The organism is Sulfitobacter sp. 1A15299 (genome assembly GCF_043556915.1).
Classification (GTDB): domain Bacteria; phylum Pseudomonadota; class Alphaproteobacteria; order Rhodobacterales; family Rhodobacteraceae; genus Sulfitobacter.
The window spans coordinates 24,025-41,888 of record NZ_JBIFFJ010000006.1; the positions used below are offsets into that span (position 1 = coordinate 24,025).

Annotated in this window: 17 protein-coding genes; 10 read left to right on the forward strand and 7 right to left on the reverse strand. The window is 63.3% G+C overall.

The window, feature by feature from the left end; all coding sequences use genetic code 11:
- Positions 1–67 precede the first annotated feature (67 nt).
- On the forward strand, positions 68–841 hold the full coding sequence (gene truA, locus ACGYK7_RS09340) for a tRNA pseudouridine(38-40) synthase TruA (RefSeq protein WP_394401392.1): 774 nt from the start codon (positions 68–70) through the stop codon (positions 839–841).
- A gap of 147 nt (positions 842–988) precedes the next feature.
- On the opposite strand, the gene gndA is transcribed toward truA, so the two are convergent.
- Positions 989–2,437 (reverse strand): NADP-dependent phosphogluconate dehydrogenase, encoded by a 1,449-nt coding sequence (gndA, locus tag ACGYK7_RS09345; RefSeq protein WP_394401638.1) that lies wholly within the window; start codon positions 2,435–2,437, stop codon positions 989–991.
- Between the two features lie 169 nt (positions 2,438–2,606).
- Here gndA and ACGYK7_RS09350 point away from each other — a divergent pair, with 169 nt between their 5' ends.
- The gene (locus ACGYK7_RS09350; protein WP_231886276.1) at positions 2,607–3,035 is read left to right on the forward strand and encodes an NUDIX hydrolase; all 429 of its coding nucleotides are present in this window, start codon (positions 2,607–2,609) and stop codon (positions 3,033–3,035) included.
- Positions 3,036–3,195: 160 nt separating this feature from the next.
- Positions 3,196–4,677 carry an inorganic phosphate transporter gene (locus ACGYK7_RS09355; RefSeq protein ID WP_394401396.1) on the forward strand — a complete coding sequence of 494 codons (1,482 nt, stop codon included), beginning with the start codon at positions 3,196–3,198 and terminating at the stop codon, positions 4,675–4,677.
- 19 nt (positions 4,678–4,696) lie between these two features.
- Here the strand turns inward: ACGYK7_RS09355 and ACGYK7_RS09360 are convergent, their stop codons facing one another.
- The 3 genes from ACGYK7_RS09360 to ACGYK7_RS09370 all read right to left on the reverse strand — a co-directional run bounded on the left by ACGYK7_RS09360 (position 4,697) and on the right by ACGYK7_RS09370 (position 7,881).
- Positions 4,697–5,731 carry a 2-dehydropantoate 2-reductase gene (locus ACGYK7_RS09360; RefSeq protein ID WP_394401399.1) on the reverse strand — a complete coding sequence of 345 codons (1,035 nt, stop codon included), beginning with the start codon at positions 5,729–5,731 and terminating at the stop codon, positions 4,697–4,699.
- Positions 5,728–6,633 (reverse strand): ornithine carbamoyltransferase, encoded by a 906-nt coding sequence (gene argF / locus ACGYK7_RS09365; RefSeq protein WP_394401401.1) that lies wholly within the window; start codon positions 6,631–6,633, stop codon positions 5,728–5,730. The genes ACGYK7_RS09360 and argF overlap by 4 nt, the downstream gene beginning before the upstream one ends.
- Before the next feature lie 72 nt (positions 6,634–6,705).
- Positions 6,706–7,881: an aspartate aminotransferase family protein gene (locus ACGYK7_RS09370; RefSeq protein WP_394401404.1), complete on the reverse strand. Its 1,176-nt coding sequence runs from the start codon at positions 7,879–7,881 to the stop codon at positions 6,706–6,708.
- 366 nt (positions 7,882–8,247) lie between these two features.
- Here ACGYK7_RS09370 and ACGYK7_RS09375 point away from each other — a divergent pair, with 366 nt between their 5' ends.
- Positions 8,248–8,865, forward strand: coding sequence for a GcrA family cell cycle regulator (locus ACGYK7_RS09375; protein WP_394401407.1), 618 nt, complete (start codon positions 8,248–8,250; stop codon positions 8,863–8,865).
- A 74-nt stretch (positions 8,866–8,939) separates the two neighbouring features.
- Here ACGYK7_RS09375 and ACGYK7_RS09380 read toward each other — a convergent pair whose 3' ends face one another.
- Complete coding sequence (locus tag ACGYK7_RS09380) at positions 8,940–9,746, reverse strand: SseB family protein (RefSeq protein ID WP_394401410.1); 807 nt, start codon at positions 9,744–9,746, stop codon at positions 8,940–8,942.
- Complete coding sequence (locus ACGYK7_RS09385) at positions 9,727–10,326, reverse strand: uracil-DNA glycosylase family protein (RefSeq protein WP_394401413.1); 600 nt, start codon at positions 10,324–10,326, stop codon at positions 9,727–9,729. The genes ACGYK7_RS09380 and ACGYK7_RS09385 overlap by 20 nt, the downstream gene beginning before the upstream one ends.
- Positions 10,327–10,435: 109 nt before the next feature.
- On the opposite strand from ACGYK7_RS09385, the gene ACGYK7_RS09390 reads away from it, so the two are divergent.
- Positions 10,436–10,777, forward strand: coding sequence for an ArsR/SmtB family transcription factor (locus tag ACGYK7_RS09390; RefSeq protein ID WP_394401415.1), 342 nt, complete (start codon positions 10,436–10,438; stop codon positions 10,775–10,777).
- Complete coding sequence (locus tag ACGYK7_RS09395) at positions 10,770–11,801, forward strand: permease (RefSeq protein ID WP_394401417.1); 1,032 nt, start codon at positions 10,770–10,772, stop codon at positions 11,799–11,801. Before ACGYK7_RS09390 ends, ACGYK7_RS09395 begins: the two co-directional genes overlap by 8 nt.
- Before the next feature lie 129 nt (positions 11,802–11,930).
- Here the strand turns inward: ACGYK7_RS09395 and ACGYK7_RS09400 are convergent, their stop codons facing one another.
- Positions 11,931–13,406 carry a cell wall metabolism sensor histidine kinase WalK gene (locus ACGYK7_RS09400; RefSeq protein WP_276154003.1) on the reverse strand — a complete coding sequence of 492 codons (1,476 nt, stop codon included), beginning with the start codon at positions 13,404–13,406 and terminating at the stop codon, positions 11,931–11,933.
- 423 nt (positions 13,407–13,829) lie between these two features.
- Between ACGYK7_RS09400 and ACGYK7_RS09405 the strand changes: the two genes are divergently transcribed.
- The 4 genes from ACGYK7_RS09405 to kdsA all read left to right on the forward strand — a co-directional run bounded on the left by ACGYK7_RS09405 (position 13,830) and on the right by kdsA (position 17,857).
- Positions 13,830–14,423 (forward strand): acyl-homoserine-lactone synthase, encoded by a 594-nt coding sequence (locus ACGYK7_RS09405; RefSeq protein WP_394401641.1) that lies wholly within the window; start codon positions 13,830–13,832, stop codon positions 14,421–14,423.
- 230 nt (positions 14,424–14,653) lie between these two features.
- Entirely contained in the window at positions 14,654–15,313 is a 660-nt protein-coding gene (locus ACGYK7_RS09410) for an ABC transporter ATP-binding protein (RefSeq protein ID WP_067261436.1), read from the forward strand.
- Complete coding sequence (locus ACGYK7_RS09415; RefSeq protein WP_394401419.1) at positions 15,291–17,027, forward strand: capsule biosynthesis protein; 1,737 nt, start codon at positions 15,291–15,293, stop codon at positions 17,025–17,027. Before ACGYK7_RS09410 ends, ACGYK7_RS09415 begins: the two co-directional genes overlap by 23 nt.
- Positions 17,024–17,857, forward strand: a complete 834-nt coding sequence (gene kdsA / locus ACGYK7_RS09420) for a 3-deoxy-8-phosphooctulonate synthase (RefSeq protein WP_394401422.1) — start codon at positions 17,024–17,026, stop codon at positions 17,855–17,857. The genes ACGYK7_RS09415 and kdsA overlap by 4 nt, the downstream gene beginning before the upstream one ends.
- Positions 17,858–17,864 lie beyond the last annotated feature (7 nt).

Consider the following 17,864-nt stretch of genomic DNA (forward strand, 5'->3'; position numbering starts at 1 on the left):
TTGGCCTCAACATAGGGTCGGCAGCCGGGGATTGCCAGAAGCGCCCGCCCGCGCTAAGGCCCCGGTCATGCCCAGATATGCCCTGAAAATCGAATACCACGGCGCGCCCTTCAACGGCTGGCAGCGTCAGGTTGACCAGCCCACAGTGCAAGGCGCGATCGAAGCCGCTTTGGCCAAGCTGGAACCCGGTGACCACACCATCGCCGCCGCCGGGCGCACCGATACCGGGGTGCATGGGCTGGCGCAGGTTGCGCATTGCGACATGGCCCGCGATTGGTCGCCCTTCCGGCTGGGCGAGGCGCTGAACTATCACCTTAAGCCGCAGCCCATCGCGATCACCGATTGCGTGCTGGCGCCCGAGGATTTTCACGCCCGCTTTTCGGCGCTTGAGCGGCGCTACCACTTCCGCATCCTCAGCCGCCGTGCCCCGGCGGTGCATCAAGCGGGGCTGGTCTGGCAGATCAAACACCGCCTAGATGTCGCGGCCATGCAGGCGGCGGCGGATCTTTTGGTGGGCAAACACGATTTCACCACCTTCCGCTCGACAGTCTGTCAGGCGGAAAGCCCGGTGAAAACGCTCGACCGGCTCCAGATCTCGCCGGTCGAGACCATGGCCGGGACGGAGTATCATTTCGACGTGCGCGCGCGGTCCTTCCTGCACAATCAGGTGCGCAGCTTCGTGGGGTCGCTGGAGCGGGTCGGCGCGGGGTCTTGGAGCGTGGCGGATATGGGTGCAGCACTCGCGGCAAAGGACCGGGCCGCCTGCGGGCCGGTCTGCCCGCCGCAGGGGCTATATCTGGCGCATGTGAGCTATCCGGTGGACCCGTTCGCTGTGGTGTGACGAGGACCATCGCCTGCCCGCGGGGTGGTGATCCTGCGCAACCATGGGTGCGCTTTTAGTCGTGTTCCGCCCATAGCTAAATCGCCTCCCCGACCGGGCGGGCGATTGTCTAGCGCTTTCGACTTGTTGCCGGACTTATGGGCCCTCTTACGGCAGAGGCGTCCACGTCCCGTGGAACTTGCCCTCTTCGCTGATCCGCTCAAACCCATGCGCACCAAAGAAATCGCGCTGCGCTTGGATCATATTCGCCGTGCCGCGCGCCCGGCGCATGCTGTCGTACCACGCCAGCGCCGCCGACAGCGCGGGCAGCGCCACGCCCAACAATGCGCCCGCCGCCACCACCCGGCGTAGGGCCGGAATGCTCTCTTCCAAGCGTTTGCGCATAGCGGGGGCAAGGATCAGATGCCCGCCGGGCAACTCACCCCGGAAGGCATCGGCGAACGCGTCCAAGAGCGCCGAGCGGATGATGCAGCCTGCCCGCCAAATCTCGGAGATCCGCGCCATGTCAAGCGACCAGTCAAACTCCTCTGACGCCGCCGAAAGAATACGAAAGCCCTGCGCGTGGCCGATGATCCGACCCGCCAAAAGGGCCATCTCCAGATCCGCGACCTCGGGCAGCGGCGCGTCCTGCACGCCTTCGGGCAGCAGCGGTTCGGCCATTTCGCGCACGGCCTTCTCGCTCGACCATCCGCGCGCGCCGACGGCGGCTTCGATGGTATTGGCCGATTGTCCCATCTTGAGCGCTTCGATCAAGGTCCAGCGCCCGGTGCCCTTTTGCCCGGCCTGATCGCGGATCACATCGACCATCGGCGTGCCGGTCTGGGTGTCGACCGACAAAAGCGCGGCGGCCGAGACTTCGATCAGGTAGGAGTTCAGCGGCCCCTTGCGCCACTCGGCAAAGAGGTTGCCAATCTCCACCGCGCCCTGCCCGCCCGCATCGCGCAGCAGGCCATAGACTTCGGCGATCATCTGCATGTCGGCATATTCGATGCCGTTATGCACCGTTTTGACGAAATGCCCCGCCCCATCGGGGCCGAGATGCGCCACGCAAGGCGTGCCCTCGAATTGCGCGGCAATCTTCTCGGCCATCGGTTTGAACTGGGTCCAAGAATGCGCGCTGCCGCCGACCATCATCGACGGGCCATTGCGCGCCCCGGCCTCACCACCCGACACGCCCATGCCGACGAAATGCAGCCCCGTGCCTTCAAGTTCGGCACTGCGGCGGCGGGTGTCGTGGAAATCGGCGTTGCCGCCGTCGATCAAAGTGTCGCCCTCGTCCAGCAGCGGTTTGATCGCCTCAATCATCCCATCGACCGGCGCGCCGGAGGGGATCATGAAAAGAATGCTGCGCGGGCGGGCGATGGCGGCGACGAAATCCTCAAGCCGCTCGGTCCCGATCAGGCGCTCGGCCAGCGGTCCGGCCTCGTCAAGGAACGGCGCGATCCAGTCGGCCTCTCGGTTGCTGACGGCGACGGTAAAGCCACTGTCGGCCAAGTTCAGCGCCAGTGCCGAGCCCATGGTGCCCAGCCCGTATACCCCGATATCGGCGCCTGCGCCCTGTGCCGCGCGTCCGTCCGCCTGCGTGCCAGTTGCCATAACGATCATGCCTCATTTCTAGCCGGTCATACTGCCAAGCCCGCCGATCCGGCGCGCTGCAGTTTGATTTGCGTTCGGGAAGACTATATAATGCGGGGATAACAAGAAAAACACCCGACCGAGGCATAGTTCTGTAATGACACAAGTATTTAGACGCGCATGGGAGGATATGGTCCTTCCTATTTTCAAACGTCCCCGCCGGGTGCAGGTTGCCGCCCTGTGCTACCGCGACACCGAGGCGGGCAAAAAGGTTCTGCTGATCACCAGCCGAGACACGGGCCGCTGGATTTTGCCCAAGGGCTGGCCGATCGACGGGCTCGACGGCGCCGGTGCCGCCTTGCAGGAAGCATGGGAAGAGGCCGGCGTGACCAAAGCGGATATCGAATCCGATCCGATGGGCATTTTCGACTATGACAAGGGTCTCGGCGAAGGCTTGACCGTGCCCGTGACCACACAGGTCTATCTCACCCGCGTTCGCGATCTGAGCGAGGAATACCCCGAAGCGGGCATGCGCAAACGCGCGTGGTTCACCCCGCAAGAGGCGTCGGAACTCGTGGATGAGCCTGATCTTAAAGCAATCTTATCCGCCTTCCATTAAGCCCCTTCGGCACCGGGCCGCTGTCCGGTGCCCTGTCCCTCCTGCCCCATTGCCGCCCCTGCCCGTTTCGGGATGTTACAATTTTGTGACAGGGTGACTTGCGCCCTCGGTAGCCTTATGTCACCCCCCGCTGAACGTTAGGATCGGAGATCATACAGGAATGGCAACGGAACCGCAGGGCAGCCAGTGGAAGACGCTGGACAAAGACCTCAACCGCATTTCGCAAGTCGAACTGGCCGCGACCTATGTCGCCCGCCCCCTCGTGGCGCCGGGCATCGCGCTGGCCTTTATCGTGGTGGCAGGTGCCGTTGCGGCAGTATTCTTTGGGCATCAACCCTCCAGCTTTGTCGTGATCGCGGCGGCGGTCTTTGGCGCCTATATGGCGGTGAACATCGGCGCGAATGACGTGGCCAACAACATGGGCCCCGCTGTGGGGGCCAATGCGCTGACCATGGGCGGCGCGATTGTCATTGCGGCCTTGTGCGAATCCGCCGGGGCCTTGCTGGCGGGGGGCGATGTCGTCTCGACCATTTCCAAGGGCATCATCGACCCGTCGAGCGTGGCGGATACGCGTATTTTCATCTGGGCGATGATGGCGGCGCTGATCTCCTCCGCGCTCTGGGTCAACCTTGCCACATGGGTCGGCGCGCCGGTCTCGACCACCCATTCGGTCGTCGGCGGTGTCATGGGGGCTGGCATCGCGGCAGCGGGCCTTGGCGCGGTGAACTGGAGCTCGATGAGCATGATCGCCGCAAGCTGGGTGATCTCGCCCGTGTTGGGCGGTGCCGTGGCGGCGATGTTCCTGGCCTTCATCAAAGCGCGCATCCTCTATCAAGATGACAAGATCGCCGCTTCGCGCACCTGGGTGCCGGTGCTGGTGGGGCTGATGGCCGGGGTCTTTGCCGCCTATCTGGCGCTGAAGGGGTTGAAAAAGATCATCAGCATCGACATGCCGGTCGCCCTGATCATCGGGCTGGTGACGGGGCTGGTGGTCTATGCCATCTCCGCCCCGCTGATCCGCCGCGCCTCGGAAGGGATGGAGAACCGCAACCGTTCGGTCAAGACGCTCTTTGGCCTGCCGCTGGTGCTCTCTGCCGCCCTGCTCAGCTTTGCCCATGGGGCCAATGACGTGGCCAATGCGGTGGGTCCGCTGGCGGCGATCGTCCATGCGACCGAGTTCGGCGGTTTCGAGGATAAGGTAAGCATCCCCACCTGGGTGATGATCATCGGCGCCTTCGGCATTTCCTTCGGCCTGTTCCTCTTCGGGCCGAAACTGATCCGCATGGTCGGCAGCCAGATCACCAAGCTGAACCCGATGCGCGCCTATTGCGTGGCGCTTTCGGCTGCGATCACGGTGATCGTGGCATCGTGGCTGGGCCTGCCCGTGTCCTCCACCCATATCGCCGTGGGCGGGGTCTTTGGCGTGGGCTTTTACCGCGAGTGGCATATGGAGCGCCGCCTGCGCCGGATCGGGGCCAAGACCGGAGAGGTCAAGCGCATCGCCAAGGAAGAGCGCCGCCGCCGCAAGCTGGTGCGCCGCTCGCATTTCATGACCATTGTCGCGGCTTGGGTGATCACCGTGCCCGCAGCGGCGCTGCTCTCTGGCATCGTCTTTTGGGTGTTGAACGCCTTTGTGAACTAAGGTCAGGCGCGGGCGCGCCTCACCCCTCTTGTCGGTCCTGCCCTGCCGCCATTTCGGCCCGCAGGGCGGCGACCGGCAAATGCGGCAGCCCTTCGCCTGCGAGCTCTGCCCAGCCCATGACCCGCAGCACCATATCCGTCACCGGCGTCGCCCGGCCAAGCGCCCTTGCGCGGCGCTGCACCTCCCCCTGAAGCGCGTCGATCTCCGTCGGGCGGCGCGCGGCGAGGTCTTGCGCCATGGAGGTCCGCGCCTGCGGGTCGATCTGCAACATCGCCGCGGCGACGCGGGTGAAAATCGGCGTCGGCAGACGCAGGAGCGTCGGCACCAGTCGGGCTGGGATCGGCGAGGTCAGGACGGGGCGGATCTTGCCGGCACGCAAGACCGCCAGCGCCTCGGCCCATTGATCGGCCATCAGACGCCGCCACGCCCGATCCTGCAACTGCGCTTGGAGCGGCAGGCCGCTCAGCGCATTCAGCGCGTTGTTGAGGTTCATCAGAAACTTGCCCCATTGCAGGGCGGTGATATTGGCGTGCTCCTCTACCTTTAGGTCCGGCAGCGACAGGCGCGCGGCCAGATCAGCCGGGCCCGCCTCGATCACCAGATCGCCCGCGCTTGCCCGGTGGTAGCAGCCCTGCCCCATCGCCACGACGTTGAACGGCACCAGCCCCGCCCGCAGATCATGCTGCGGCAGGTGCCGGGCCAAGGCCGCGCGGTTGCCCATGCCGTTTTGCAGGCTGATGACCTGCACGCCCGGCGCGCTGTGGCGGGCGATCAGCCGGGCCATGTCTTCGGTATCGCGCGATTTGACTGTGACCAGCACGATATCGGCATCGCGCAGACAGGTCTCATCCCCCCCAAGGCTCAGATCATCCGCCGAAAGGTAACGCGCCATGCCGCCGAAATCGGTGAGGGTCAGCCCATGGGTGCGGATTTCGGCCTGAATGCGGGGCCGCGCCAGCAGGGTCACGGCATGGCCCGCTCCGGCCAGCAGCCCGCCGACAAAGCAGCCCACCGCCCCCGCGCCCGCAACAACGATGCGGGGGCCGTCGCTCATGCGCCCAGACACCAGCGCATGACGGCTTTCTGCGCGTGCAGACGGTTTTCGGCCTCGTCAAAGATCACCGAATGCGGCCCGTCCATGACCGAGCTTGTCGCCTCGTCATCGCGGTGCGCGGGCAGGCAATGCATGAAGAGCGCATCCGGTTTGGCCAGTGCCATCAGCGCATCGTTAACCTGATAGCCGCGCAACTGGTTGTGCCGCCGCTCGCGCGCCGACTGCGGATCATGCATGCTGACCCATGTGTCGGTGACCACCAGATCAGCGCCCTCCACGGCCTTCTGCGGGTCGCGCTCGGTGGTATAAAGCCCGTCGAGCGCGCGCTCGGGGTCGAGCGGCTCCGGCCCGGTGAAGACAAGATCGAAGTCGAACTGCTTGGCCGCATGGGCGAAACTGGCAAAGACATTGTTGCCGTCGCCCGACCAAACCACCTTGCGGCCTTTGATCGGGCCGCGGTGTTCCTCAAAGGTCTGGATGTCGGCCATGATCTGGCAGGGATGCGTGCGGTTGGTCAGCCCGTTGATCACCGGAACGGAGGCATATTCCGCCATCTCCAGCAGGGTCTGCTCCTCAAAAGTGCGGATCATGATCATATCGACATAGCGCGACAGCACGCGGGCGGTGTCGGCAATGGTCTCGCCATGGCCGAGCTGCATATCGGCGCCCGAAAGCACCATCGTCTGCCCGCCCATCTGACGCACGCCCACGTCGAAGGAGACACGTGTCCGGGTCGAGGGCTTCTCAAAGATCAGCGCAACCATGTGATCCTTCAGTGGCTGGTCATCATCCGGCGCGCCGCGCGGGCGGCCATTGCGCGCGGCTTTCATGGCAGCGGCATTGTCGATGATCTGCCGCAGATCGGCAGGGGCGGTTTGGTGGATATCGAGGAAATGGTTCATCTGTCGTCTCTGTCTTGCGGGGTCCAAGGCCACGGCCTTGAAAGCCCGAGGAATGATGGCGGTGAATGGCGCTCAGGCCGGGGTCAGGTCACGCGCGATGGCGTCGAGCCGGGTCACCGCCTCGGCAATCTCATCGTCGGAAATGGTCAGCGGCGGCAGCAGGCGGATCACATTGTCGGCGGCGGGCACGGTGATCAGCTCATGGGCATAGCCCGAGGCAACCACATCGGCATTCGCCACTTTGCATTTCAGCCCCAGCATCAGCCCCGCGCCGCGCACCTCTTCAAAGACCACCGGATGCTCGGCCACCAGCCCTTCGAGACGTTGGCGCAGCAGCCCCGCCTTGCGGCTCACCTCGGCCAGAAAGGCCGCGTCGGCCACCACGTCCAGCACGGCGCAACCCACGGCACAGCCCAGCGGGTTGCCGCCATAGGTCGAGCCATGGGTGCCTGCGGTCATGCCCGAGGCCGCTTTCTCCGTGGCCAGCACCGCGCCCAGCGGAAAGCCCCCGCCGATGCCCTTGGCGACCATCATGATATCGGGGGTGATCCCGGCCCATTCATGGGCAAAAAGCCGCCCGGTCCGGCCTACGCCGCATTGCACCTCATCGCAAATCAGCAAAAGCCCGTGGGCGTCGCACAGCGCACGCATCTGTTGCAACTCGGCATCCGGCACCGCGCGGATACCGCCCTCGCCCTGTACCGGCTCGACCATTATGGCGGCAGTCTTGTCGGTGATGGCGGCCTCAAGCGCGGCGCTGTCGCCAAGGTCGAGATGCACGAAACCCGGCAGCGTCGGGCCGAAGCCTTTGGTCATCTTCTCAGACCCCGCCGCCGCGATCCCGGCGGAAGAGCGGCCGTGAAAGGCCCCGTTGAAGGCGATGATCTCGACCCGCTCGGGCTGGCCCGCCTCATAGAAATACTTGCGCGCCATCTTCACCGCCAATTCGCAGGCCTCGGTCCCCGAGTTGCAAAAGAAGGCGGTGTCGGCAAAGGTCTCGGCCACCAGCCGGTCGGCCAGCGCCTCTTGCTGCGGGATGTGGTAGAGGTTCGACGTATGCCACAAGGCCTGCGCCTGATCGGTCAGCGCCTTTACCAGCGCCGGATGCGCATGGCCAAGGGCGTTCACCGCAATCCCCGCGCCAAGGTCGAGGAAACGTCGCCCATCCGCCTCGATCAGCCAAGTGCCTTCGCCTTTGACGAAGGTCAAAGGGGCGCGATTATAGGTTGGCAGAACGGAAGGGATCATCTGTTTGTCCTTGAAAGAGGGCCGTGTCACGCCGGTAAAAGGGCATGGGGCTGGCGCAGGGTCAATGGGATTTGCTTGTTTTTGAAAGGATGCAGCACACATGCTGCGAGATCAGGCCATCACGCCGCCCCCCAACGAGGGGGCACCATGTTATCGGACGAAGCGTCGTCGGATGGAATATGTGGCGGATTTGATCATGGCTCTTGCATAGCCGCCCTGCATCCCCCACGTAAAGCCCCAATCGCAACGCCCCGCCCCCGGAGGGCATCGGCGCTTGCACCTGCGGCCCCAGAAGATAAAATAGGGGCCGATACACTGACAAAGCGGTCCGGGCTAAGGGGCCGCTTTTTAACTGGGGAACCCCGTATGTCCTGGACTGATGAGCGCGTAGAGACACTGAAAAAGATGTGGGGCGAAGGCCAGTCCGCCAGCCAGATCGCGAAGGAACTGGGTGGGGTGACGCGCAACGCCGTGATCGGCAAGGTGCACCGTCTGGGCCTGTCGAACCGCACCGCAGGCGCGCCCGCCGCCGCGGCAGCGACGGCCAAGCCGGAGCCCAAGGCCAAGCCCGCAGCCCCCAAGGCCGAGGCCAAGGCAAAGCCCGCCGCCAAAGCCGCGCCCGAGCCGGAGGCCGAGGCCGCCCCCGCGCCCGAAGCCGAAGAGCCCGCCGCAGCCCCGGCGCCCAAACCCAACCTGCCCGCGCGCAAGCAGATCATCCCCGCAGGCCAACCCCTGCCACCGCAGCCGTCGGCGAATGAGATCAGCCCAGAGGCGCTGGCCAAGGTCAGCGAAGTCGAGAAGAAGGCCAAGAAGATCGGCCTGATGGAGCTGACCGAACGCACTTGCAAATGGCCCGTGGGCGACCCGGCGACCGATGATTTCTGGTTCTGCGGCCTGCCCGTGCAGCAGGGCAAACCCTATTGCGAAGCCCATGTCGGCGTCGCCTTCCAACCGATGAGCGCCCGGCGCGACCGTCGTCGCTAAAGCGGGCGGGATGGAATAAGAAAGGCGGGCGGGCTTAAATGCCCTGCCCGCCTTTTTCTTGCCAGAGGTTAAGATCAGCGCAGTTTCGGCGGTTTCGCCGGATCGCTGCCCGGGGCCATCCGAGGCGTGTTTTGCAAAGGCTCCATCTGCGGTAGGTCAAAACGCAGGCCGACGCGGGCCAGCTTCTCGACCACCGCATCATTGGGGCCGAAGAAGCCGACATCCATCGCCCCGGCCTCGATCCCCGAAAAGGTCAGCGCCTCGGACGCCGCGCGCACCAGCGCGTCTTGCGCCCGGGGGATCGCCCCGACGAAGGCCAGCAGATGCCCCCGCCCGCCGCCGCTGTATTCGACGCCGACAAGGAAAGCCCCTGCCGCCATGCCCGTGGCCGTGGCAAGCTTTGCGTCAATCGCGGCGATCAGCGTCTCAGGCAGCCCCTGCGGCGGGAACAGGCGGTCGATGCCTGCCTCCACCTCGCCCGGCGCATGGGCCAATGTGCTGCGCAGCCAGTCCATCGCCTCGGCAGGCAGCAGGATCTCGGACGGAGCCACACCGATATTGACCGCCATGCCCAAGGGCTGCCCCTCCAACATCGCGGCAATCGCACGGCCCGACAGCGCCACGTAAGGAGACGCCTCCCCCACATGGGCCGAGAGCCGCGCCGCACGGTCGAAGACCATGACGTAGCTGTCGTCGAGCAGCACGGGGCTGATTTGATCGCCCTGCGGCTCATCCTCAAGCAGCATGAACAGTTCGACATCCGCGATACGCTCGTAAAACCGTAGCCGCGCCGTATCGTCGTCGGGGGCGGAGGTCATCGCGGCATGGGCTTGGTCGAGCGGGGTCGGCTCGGTCTTGGGGTCAGTTTGGCGGTCGGTCATTCATCACCTCGGACACGGCGGTGCGCAGACGGGGCAAGACCTCTTCCGCGAACCAGGGATTCTTGTTCAACCACCCGGTATTGCGCCACGACGGATGAGGCAAGGCAAAGACCCCCGGCGGGTGATCTCGCCAGCCCGCCACGGCTTCGGTCACATTGCGAAATCCGGGCAGGTGATACTTCATCGCATAGGCCCCGATCAGCACCGTGAGCCGCAGATCGGGCAGCATCTCCAGCACCGGTTTGCGCCAAGTCTGCGCACAGATACGCGGCGGTGGCAGGTCACTGCCCTTGGCGTCATAGCCCGGAAAGCAAAAGCCCATCGGCACGATCGCGACCCTGTCGCGGTCATAGAATGTCGCCTCATCCAGCCCCAGCCAGTCGCGCAGACGGGTGCCGGACATATCCCAGAACGGCTTGCCCGCCTCATGCACCCGTTTGCCGGGCGCTTGGCTGGCGATCAGCAGCCGCGCGCCGGGTTTGAACCAGACGATGGGCCGCGGGCGATGCTGGGTGGCGGTCACCGCGAAGCGCTCGGCACAAAGGCGGCAGGCCGCCAGATCATCTCGGATATCCTTCATGAGCAGGAGATAAGCGGTAGGGCCAAAAGATAAAGGGCCGCGGGCCTTAATTTCGATAATTATCGAAATAAAACTTGCATCGCGCTGACGTTTCGATATTTCTAGAAGCATGAAACAAAAATCCGCAACCCCCGCCCTCACCCTCGCCGCCAGCAGCTTTGCGGCGCTTGGATCGGAACAACGCCTTCTGGTGCTGCGCACGTTGGTGCGCGCCGGAACAGAGGGGCTGAACATCGGCACGCTGGGCGAACGCACCGGCGTTACCGGCTCGACCCTGACACATCACCTGAAACTCTTGGCCTCTGCCGGTCTGGTGAAACAGGAAAAACAAGGCCGAAGCACCATCTGCGCCGCCGTCGCTTATGAAGAAGTGCAGGCGCTGGCGAATTTCCTGCTGACCGAATGCTGCGCGGACGCAATCGAAGGCTGCACGGAGCATAACCATGGCTGATACCACCCAAACCCTCCCCGCACTGCACCGCCTGGCCATTCTGAAAGGCGCTTGGGGCATCACATTGGCGCTCTTGGCGCTGATCGCGCTGCTGGATCCACCGCAGGTCCTGCCGACGGTCATCTTCGCGGCTGAGGCGCTTTTGCACACCGCCCCCTTCATCGCCTTCGCGGTGCTGGCGGTGGCCTATCTCAAAGCCAGCGGGGCGGAGAGCCTGCTTGCCCGCGCGTTTGAGGGCAACCCGGCGCGGATGGTGATAATGGCGGCGGCGCTTGGCGGCCTGTCCCCCTTTTGCAGTTGCGAGGTGATCCCCTTCATCGCCGCGCTGCTGGCGGTCGGTGCCCCGCTCGGCGCGGTGATGGCCTTTTGGCTGGCCTCCCCGCTGATGGACCCGGCGATGTTCGCGATCACCTCGGGCACGCTCGGCTTCGACTTCGCCTTGGCGAAAACCATCGCGGCGCTTGGCGTGGGCATGTTCGGGGGCTTCACCGTCATGGCCTTGTCCCGCACGCCGATTTTCAATGACCCCCTGCGCCCCCAGCCCCCGAAAAGCAGCTGCTGTTCTTCGGCCAAACCCTTCTCCGGCGCGCCGGTCTGGAAGTTCTGGCAAGAGGCCGAGCGCCGCGCGAGCTTTGCCGACACGGCGCTGACCAATGCGCTGTTCCTCGTCAAATGGCTGACCCTCGCCTATGTGGTCGAAGCCCTCATGCTGACCTATGTGCCCGCCGAATGGATCGCCAATGTCTTGGGCGGCACCGGGATCATGCCGATCATTCTGGGCGCATTCGTGGGCGCACCGGCCTACCTGAACGGCTATGCCGCCGTGCCCCTGATCGACGCGCTGCTGGCGCAAGGGATGACCCAAGGCGCGGCCATGTCCTTTGTCGTGGCGGGCGGGGTAAGCTGCATTCCAGCGGCTGTCGCGGTCTGGGCACTGGTGAAACCGCATGTTTTCGCCGCCTATATCGGCTTTGCCTTCGTCGGGGCGATCTTTGCGGGTGTGATCTGGCAATTGGTGGCGTGACCGCGTCGAACGGACGATCCGAATGCGGGGGCGGTAGAAATGCCGCCCCCTTTTCCGTTTGAGATTGTCACTGGGGCGAAGGCCGATGTCGCCCGCGCCGAGAGGCCGGGGCAGCGAAACGCGCCTGACTTAGGCCGCCGCGCGCTCCCCGCGAGGTTTCTCGGAGGTCTCATCCCCAATCGGCCCCTCACCATTCACCATGTCCTTGACGTGCATCCCATGGGCCAGTTCCTTCCCCGTACCGTTGCCCAAGGGCATATCAATATAGAAGGTCGTGCCGGGGCCGTCGTTCTTGAAATAGTCGATCTGCCCACCCAAGGCTTCGATGATCCGTTTGGAGATGTTCATCCCCAGCCCGGTGCCGCCCACGGCCCGCTGGTCAGAGGAGTCGATCTGCGAGAATTCGTCAAAGACCTTCTCGCGCTCGGATTCGGCAAGGCCGATCCCCTCGTCGATCACGCTGATCCGCACCTTGTCGCCGAGGTTGACCGAGGTCACCTTGACCGTCGACCCTGCGGGCGAGAATTTGGCCGCGTTCGACAGAAGGTTGGACATCACCTGTTGCAGCCGCTTTTCGTCGGTGGCGATCCCCGCAGGCTCCGACGGTTTGGCATAGCGCAGCGTCACGCCAAGGTTACCCGCAAAGGACTGGTTCAGCTCGATCGCGTCTTCGATGATGGTCTGCACTTCAAGCGGCTCGATATCAAAGCTGACCTTGCCCGCCTCAAACTTCTGCAGGTCGAGAATCTCGTTAATGATCGACGTCAGCCGCGCCGAATTGCGCTGCGCGATCTTCAGAACCTTCTCCATCTGCGGGGTCATCTCGCCCAAAACTCCGGCGCAGGCCATGTCGAGCGACCCTTTGATCGAGGTCATCGGCGTGCGCAGCTCATGGCTGATGGTCGAGACGAACTCGGTCTTCACCTTAAAGGCGATTTTGGTTTTCTCATGCTCGACCTTCAACTCTTCGAGTTGGCGCAGGTTGGTGCGGTACATTTTCAAAAAGATGCGAGAGCAATCGACGATGAAATAGAGCACGAAGACCACGGTGAACAACTGGGTCCAAAGCTCGGATTCGATGCTTGCCCCCGTGCGCACGATGTCCCAGATCGGGATGAAAAGGAATGTCACACCATAGATCGCAAGCCGCAGCATCAACACCGGCAGGATATGATGGTTGTTCATCGAGGCGAATAGCGCCGCCGCGAAAAGGAAGAACAGCGGCAGGAAATGCGTCGTCGCCCCCTGCTGCAGCGCAATCCCAAGAGCGAAATAGCTGATCACCCCGGCGCTCAGCACCGTGCCGATATAGATCCGGTTCATGAACAAACGCGCCAAACGTGGGCTGCGCCCCCGCCAGCGGGTGATGCGCAGGAAAAGCAGATAGTCGAAAGTCTCGGAAATCGCGATCAGGATTACGGTCGAGATCGACAGCCACAGATCATAGTAGAACGCAGATAAGCAAATGGCCGCCGCAAAGATCATCTGCCGCTGCCAAAACAGGTTGACGCCGACTTGGGAGTAGTCCCGCATCTGCTGCACCTTTGTCGCGTCTGCCAGATGCGGCGTATGAATCGGGCCGTATGTTACTTTTTCCTGCGACATCGCTCTCGTTTTCTTCGGTCGGCTGCTCGAATGCCGGCATTCTGCCGACAAACGCTCTTAACATGTTGCATTTCGGCATCGAAGCACATGTTAGACGCGATCATCTTCCTTTCTATACCCGGAAATGGGACATAAGTATGGCCATTTCATGCAACTAGAGGTTAGCCTCTTGATAAGAGGTATTTTTACAGCGAATTTTTGAGGTCCAACATGAGTCTGCAAGGACGGAGCTTCAGTGGAAAATCTTGGCAGGATGTTCTTCCCGAACTGACCCCACAGGACGCTAAGGCGTTGGAAGTAAAGAATAACCGCTTTCCGCGAAAGCTGCTTGGCAGCAAATCGACAGAGACTGACCCCTATAGCCCCGAAGCCCTTGCGCGGGCCAACCCCTATATGCGTGCCACAACTTTGTCATTTTTGAACATGCACCAGCATGGGGAATTGTTCGTTAATTTCCTCCGGGCGCGGCGCCGAATCTTCATCGACGACAAGCAATGGGATCTCCCTCAGGTTGATGGGATGGAGTTTGACCAATACGACACGCCCCGCGCCCGCTGGATCGTTCTGCACGAATATGGCGAGGTCATGGGCGGCGTGCGCCTGATGCCCACCACTTCGACCTGCGCGCAATACAGCTATATGCTGCGCGACGCGCAACTGGGGATGCTGCCGGACATTCCGCAGGATGTGCTGTTCTTCAAAGCCCCCGCGCGTGACGACATCTGGGAAGCGACGCGTCTTTTCCTGACCAGCGCGGTCCCCGCGCAGCGCCGCATCGCCGTGCAGCGTATGCTGATGAACCAAATGGCCGGCGCGGCCTATGCCATGGGCGCAAGCCATGTTCTGGGCATCGTGCCCGCCACCTTCAGCCGCTGGATGACCCGGCTTGGGCTGATGAGCGCCGTGCCCGTCGGCCCGGTGCAAAACATCGACGGTGACCGCACGCAGGCGGCCTTGATGAACGTCAGCTACATCGGCGAGATGGCCCCGACCGAGAGCACCCACACGCTGCACTGACCCCGCGCGGGCGCGGGGCGACATGCCCTGCCGCCATGCCCCTAACCCCGCAGGATTCCCGCCCTGCGGGCAACAGTTTTTACCGCCGCTGCACGGCCCTGCGCGGCGGCCTGTCCCAGTGAACGCCTGCGTTTCGACATATTGTGGTCAAATTCCGTGAATAAACGGTTATGATACCTCTGATGCCAGAGGCGCCGCGACGCCCCGCTTAGCACCAACCGGAGCAGCGAATGCTGGAATTTGAAAATGTGTCCAAGTCCTTTTGGACGGGATCGCAGCACAAGGTCATTCTTGACCGGGTGTCTTTTCGCGTGGAGCTTGGCAACTCTTTGGGCATTCTGGCCCCCAACGGCACCGGCAAAACGACCCTGATCAACATGATGGCGGGGCTGGAAAAACCCGACGAAGGAGAGATCAGGCGCGGCTGTAACATCTCGTTTCCATTGGGATTTATGGGCGGCGTGGTCAATAAGGTTTCTGCCATGGAGAACGCCCGCTATATCGCGCGGCTCTATGGGCTCGACCCCGATTACGTGGAAAGCTTTTGCCGCTGGCTCTGCGGTCTGGGGGAGTATTTCGATCAGCCGCTCGGCACCTATTCCGCCGGGATGCGGGCGCGCTTCTCTTTCGCGCTGATGTTGGCGCTGGATTTTGATATCTATCTGATTGACGAAGGCATGCCCGGCACGACAGACGTGGAATTCAACCGCAAGGCGGGCGATATTCTGAAAGAACGGCTGCGCACCACGACGATCATCATCGTCTCGCATCAGGCCCATACGCTTGAGAAATTTGCCCGCTCCGCCGCTGTCCTTCTGGATGGCAAGCTACATATGTTCGACACCTTGGAAGAAGCGAAACAGCTCTATGACTACGAAACCCAAGGCTAGAAAATTCCGCATCCGCAAGGCGCCGCCCCCCTCCAGCGGCAGCGCCGCGCCGAGCAGCGCCGAGAAGGCGCAGGCCGCCCAGAGCGACGCCGAAAAGGCCGCGCGCAAGGCCAAACTGCGCGCCGTCGCGGATGCGACCGAGGTAGAGCCCTCGCACAGCAAGGAAGCCCTGGAACATGCCGCGCGCAGCGGCAAAGCCCCCCATTCCGAGAGCGCCCGCTCGGGCGAGGTGTCCTCCGCCAATGAAGTTTCGGCCGAGCAGGATATCGACGCGATCCGCCGCGAGGGGCTGACGGGCCGCCAATTGCGCATGGCGCGCCGCGTGGCGCAGAAACACGGGTTGGCGCCGACCTCGGATTTCGACGCGGTGCGCCTTTTGCGGGCCAAGGGGGTCGACCCGTTTCAGCGGTCCAACATGCTGGAACTCGTGGTGCCGCAGTCGGGCGATCCGGCGGGCAGCGGTCTGCCCGCCACCCGCGGCCAGCCCGGCGATCCAAAGGTGCAACTGCCCCAGACCACGCCCCGCGGCCCGCGCGGCCTGCCCTCGACCGATGTCAGCCCCGCCGAACGCCGCCAGCGCGAGATCTCGGACATTCAGCGCGACATCACCCGCCGCCGCCGCCGCAAAGCGGCCATGCTGCTGGTCCGGCTCGCCTTTTTCGTCATGCTGCCGACTATTGCCGCGGGTTACTATTTCTACAAAATCGCCACGCCGATGTATGCCACCGAAAGCCAATTTCTGATCATTCAGAACGAAGGTGGCGGCGGTTCCAGCCCCTTTGGCGGGCTGCTGCCCACGCAATTCGCCAATAGCGCCGACAGCATCGCCACGCAGGCCTATCTGCAATCGAAAGACGCGATGCTGCGGCTCGACGAAGACGCAGGGTTTCGCGCCCATTTCGCCGATCCTGAGATCGACCCCATCCAACGGCTTTCCGAAGACCCCAGCAACGAAGAAGCCTATAAGACCTACAAGAAAAACGTCAAAATCGGTTACGACCCGACCGAAGGCGTGATCCGGATGGAGGTGATCGCCGCCGATCCCGAGGTCTCGGAACAATTCTCGAAACGTCTGCTCACCTATGCCGAAGAGCGTGTGAACAACCTGAGCAAGCAAAAGCGCGAAGACGGGATGCGCGACGCGCTTGAGGGCTATGAAACGGCGTTGGAAAACCGCCGTGCAGCGCAGGAGGCGCTGATCAAATTGCAGGTCGACAACAACGTCGACCCCGAGGCGATGATCGCCTCGATCCGCACACAGATCACCAATTACGAGACCCTGCTGATCGAAAAGGAACTCGAACTCGCCGCCCTGCTCGACAACCAGCGCCCGAACCAAGCCAAGGTCGATGGTGCGCGCGGTGATGTGCGAAGGCTGCGCGAGCAGCTTACCAAACTGCGCGAGCGGATGACCGCCGCCAGTGAAGGCGAAAACTCGCTGGCGCAACAGGCGGTCGCCGCACAGCTTGCGCAGGCCGATCTGGCCTCTGCCGACATGGTGCTGCAAAGCGCGCAAACCGCAATGGAACAGGCCCGAACCGAGGCTGGGCGGCAGGTCCGCTACCTCACCGTGGCGGTCAACCCCGTCGCCCCGGACGAGGCGACCTACCCCCGCAAGTTCGAAAACACGATATTGGCTTTCCTTATCTTTGCAGGCATCTACCTGATGTTGTCCCTGACAGCGTCCATTCTAAGAGAACAGGTAACCTCATGACCCAGCTGCGCATCGGCAATCTGACCGTCGGCAATGATCGTCCCCTCACCGTGATCGCTGGCCCCTGCCAGTTGGAGAGCGAAGACCACGCGCAGATGGTCGCGGGGGTTCTGAAAGAAGCCTGTGACGCCGCAGGCGCGCAGTTCATCTTCAAGGGCAGCTATGACAAGGCCAACCGCACCTCCCTTTCGGGCAAGCGCGGGCTGGGCATCGAGAAGGGGCTGCAAGTCCTGCAATCTGTCGCCCGCGCCAATGACGTGCCGGTGCTGACGGATGTGCATAACGAGGCGCAATGCGCGCAGGCCGGTGACGTGGTCGACGTGCTGCAAATCCCCGCCTTCCTCTGCCGCCAAACCGACCTGCTGCTCGCCGCCGGGGAGACGGGAAAGGCGGTGAACGTGAAGAAGGGGCAGTTCCTCGCCCCTTGGGAAATGCAGAACATCGTCGACAAGATCGAAAGCACGGGCAACAAGAACATCCTGCTGACCGAACGCGGCACGACCTTTGGCTACAACACGTTGGTTGCCGACATGCGCAGCCTGCCGCAGATGGCTCAGACCGGCTATCCGGTGGTGATGGACGCGACCCACTCCGTCGCCCAGCCGGGCGGCAAGGGCGGCTCTTCGGGCGGTCAGCGTGAGTTTGCCCCTGTCATGGCCCGCGCCGCGGCTGCCATCGGTGTGGCGGCGATCTTCATGGAAACCCACGAAGACCCCGACCGCGCGCCCAGTGACGGGCCCAATATGATCTACCTCGATCAGATGCCGGGGCTGATCAACCTGTTGATGCAATTCGACGCGCTGGCGAAAAGCCATCCGCTGACTTTCTAAATTTATT

What these genes read in the sequence shown, in the direction of transcription:
- truA (WP_394401392.1), top strand. Translation starts at nt 68, where the DNA reads ATGCCCAGATATGCCCTGAAAATCGAATACCACGGCGCGCCCTTCAAC.
- gndA (WP_394401638.1), bottom strand. Translation starts at nt 2,437, where the DNA reads ATGGCAACTGGCACGCAGGCGGACGGACGCGCGGCACAGGGCGCAGGC.
- ACGYK7_RS09350 (WP_231886276.1), top strand. Translation starts at nt 2,607, where the DNA reads ATGGTCCTTCCTATTTTCAAACGTCCCCGCCGGGTGCAGGTTGCCGCC.
- ACGYK7_RS09355 (WP_394401396.1), top strand. Translation starts at nt 3,196, where the DNA reads ATGGCAACGGAACCGCAGGGCAGCCAGTGGAAGACGCTGGACAAAGAC.
- ACGYK7_RS09360 (WP_394401399.1), bottom strand. Translation starts at nt 5,731, where the DNA reads ATGAGCGACGGCCCCCGCATCGTTGTTGCGGGCGCGGGGGCGGTGGGC.
- argF (WP_394401401.1), bottom strand. Translation starts at nt 6,633, where the DNA reads ATGAACCATTTCCTCGATATCCACCAAACCGCCCCTGCCGATCTGCGG.
- ACGYK7_RS09370 (WP_394401404.1), bottom strand. Translation starts at nt 7,881, where the DNA reads ATGATCCCTTCCGTTCTGCCAACCTATAATCGCGCCCCTTTGACCTTC.
- ACGYK7_RS09375 (WP_394401407.1), top strand. Translation starts at nt 8,248, where the DNA reads ATGTCCTGGACTGATGAGCGCGTAGAGACACTGAAAAAGATGTGGGGC.
- ACGYK7_RS09380 (WP_394401410.1), bottom strand. Translation starts at nt 9,746, where the DNA reads ATGACCGACCGCCAAACTGACCCCAAGACCGAGCCGACCCCGCTCGAC.
- ACGYK7_RS09385 (WP_394401413.1), bottom strand. Translation starts at nt 10,326, where the DNA reads ATGAAGGATATCCGAGATGATCTGGCGGCCTGCCGCCTTTGTGCCGAG.
- ACGYK7_RS09390 (WP_394401415.1), top strand. Translation starts at nt 10,436, where the DNA reads ATGAAACAAAAATCCGCAACCCCCGCCCTCACCCTCGCCGCCAGCAGC.
- ACGYK7_RS09395 (WP_394401417.1), top strand. Translation starts at nt 10,770, where the DNA reads ATGGCTGATACCACCCAAACCCTCCCCGCACTGCACCGCCTGGCCATT.
- ACGYK7_RS09400 (WP_276154003.1), bottom strand. Translation starts at nt 13,406, where the DNA reads ATGTCGCAGGAAAAAGTAACATACGGCCCGATTCATACGCCGCATCTG.
- ACGYK7_RS09405 (WP_394401641.1), top strand. Translation starts at nt 13,830, where the DNA reads ATGCACCAGCATGGGGAATTGTTCGTTAATTTCCTCCGGGCGCGGCGC.
- ACGYK7_RS09410 (WP_067261436.1), top strand. Translation starts at nt 14,654, where the DNA reads ATGCTGGAATTTGAAAATGTGTCCAAGTCCTTTTGGACGGGATCGCAG.
- ACGYK7_RS09415 (WP_394401419.1), top strand. Translation starts at nt 15,291, where the DNA reads ATGACTACGAAACCCAAGGCTAGAAAATTCCGCATCCGCAAGGCGCCG.
- kdsA (WP_394401422.1), top strand. Translation starts at nt 17,024, where the DNA reads ATGACCCAGCTGCGCATCGGCAATCTGACCGTCGGCAATGATCGTCCC.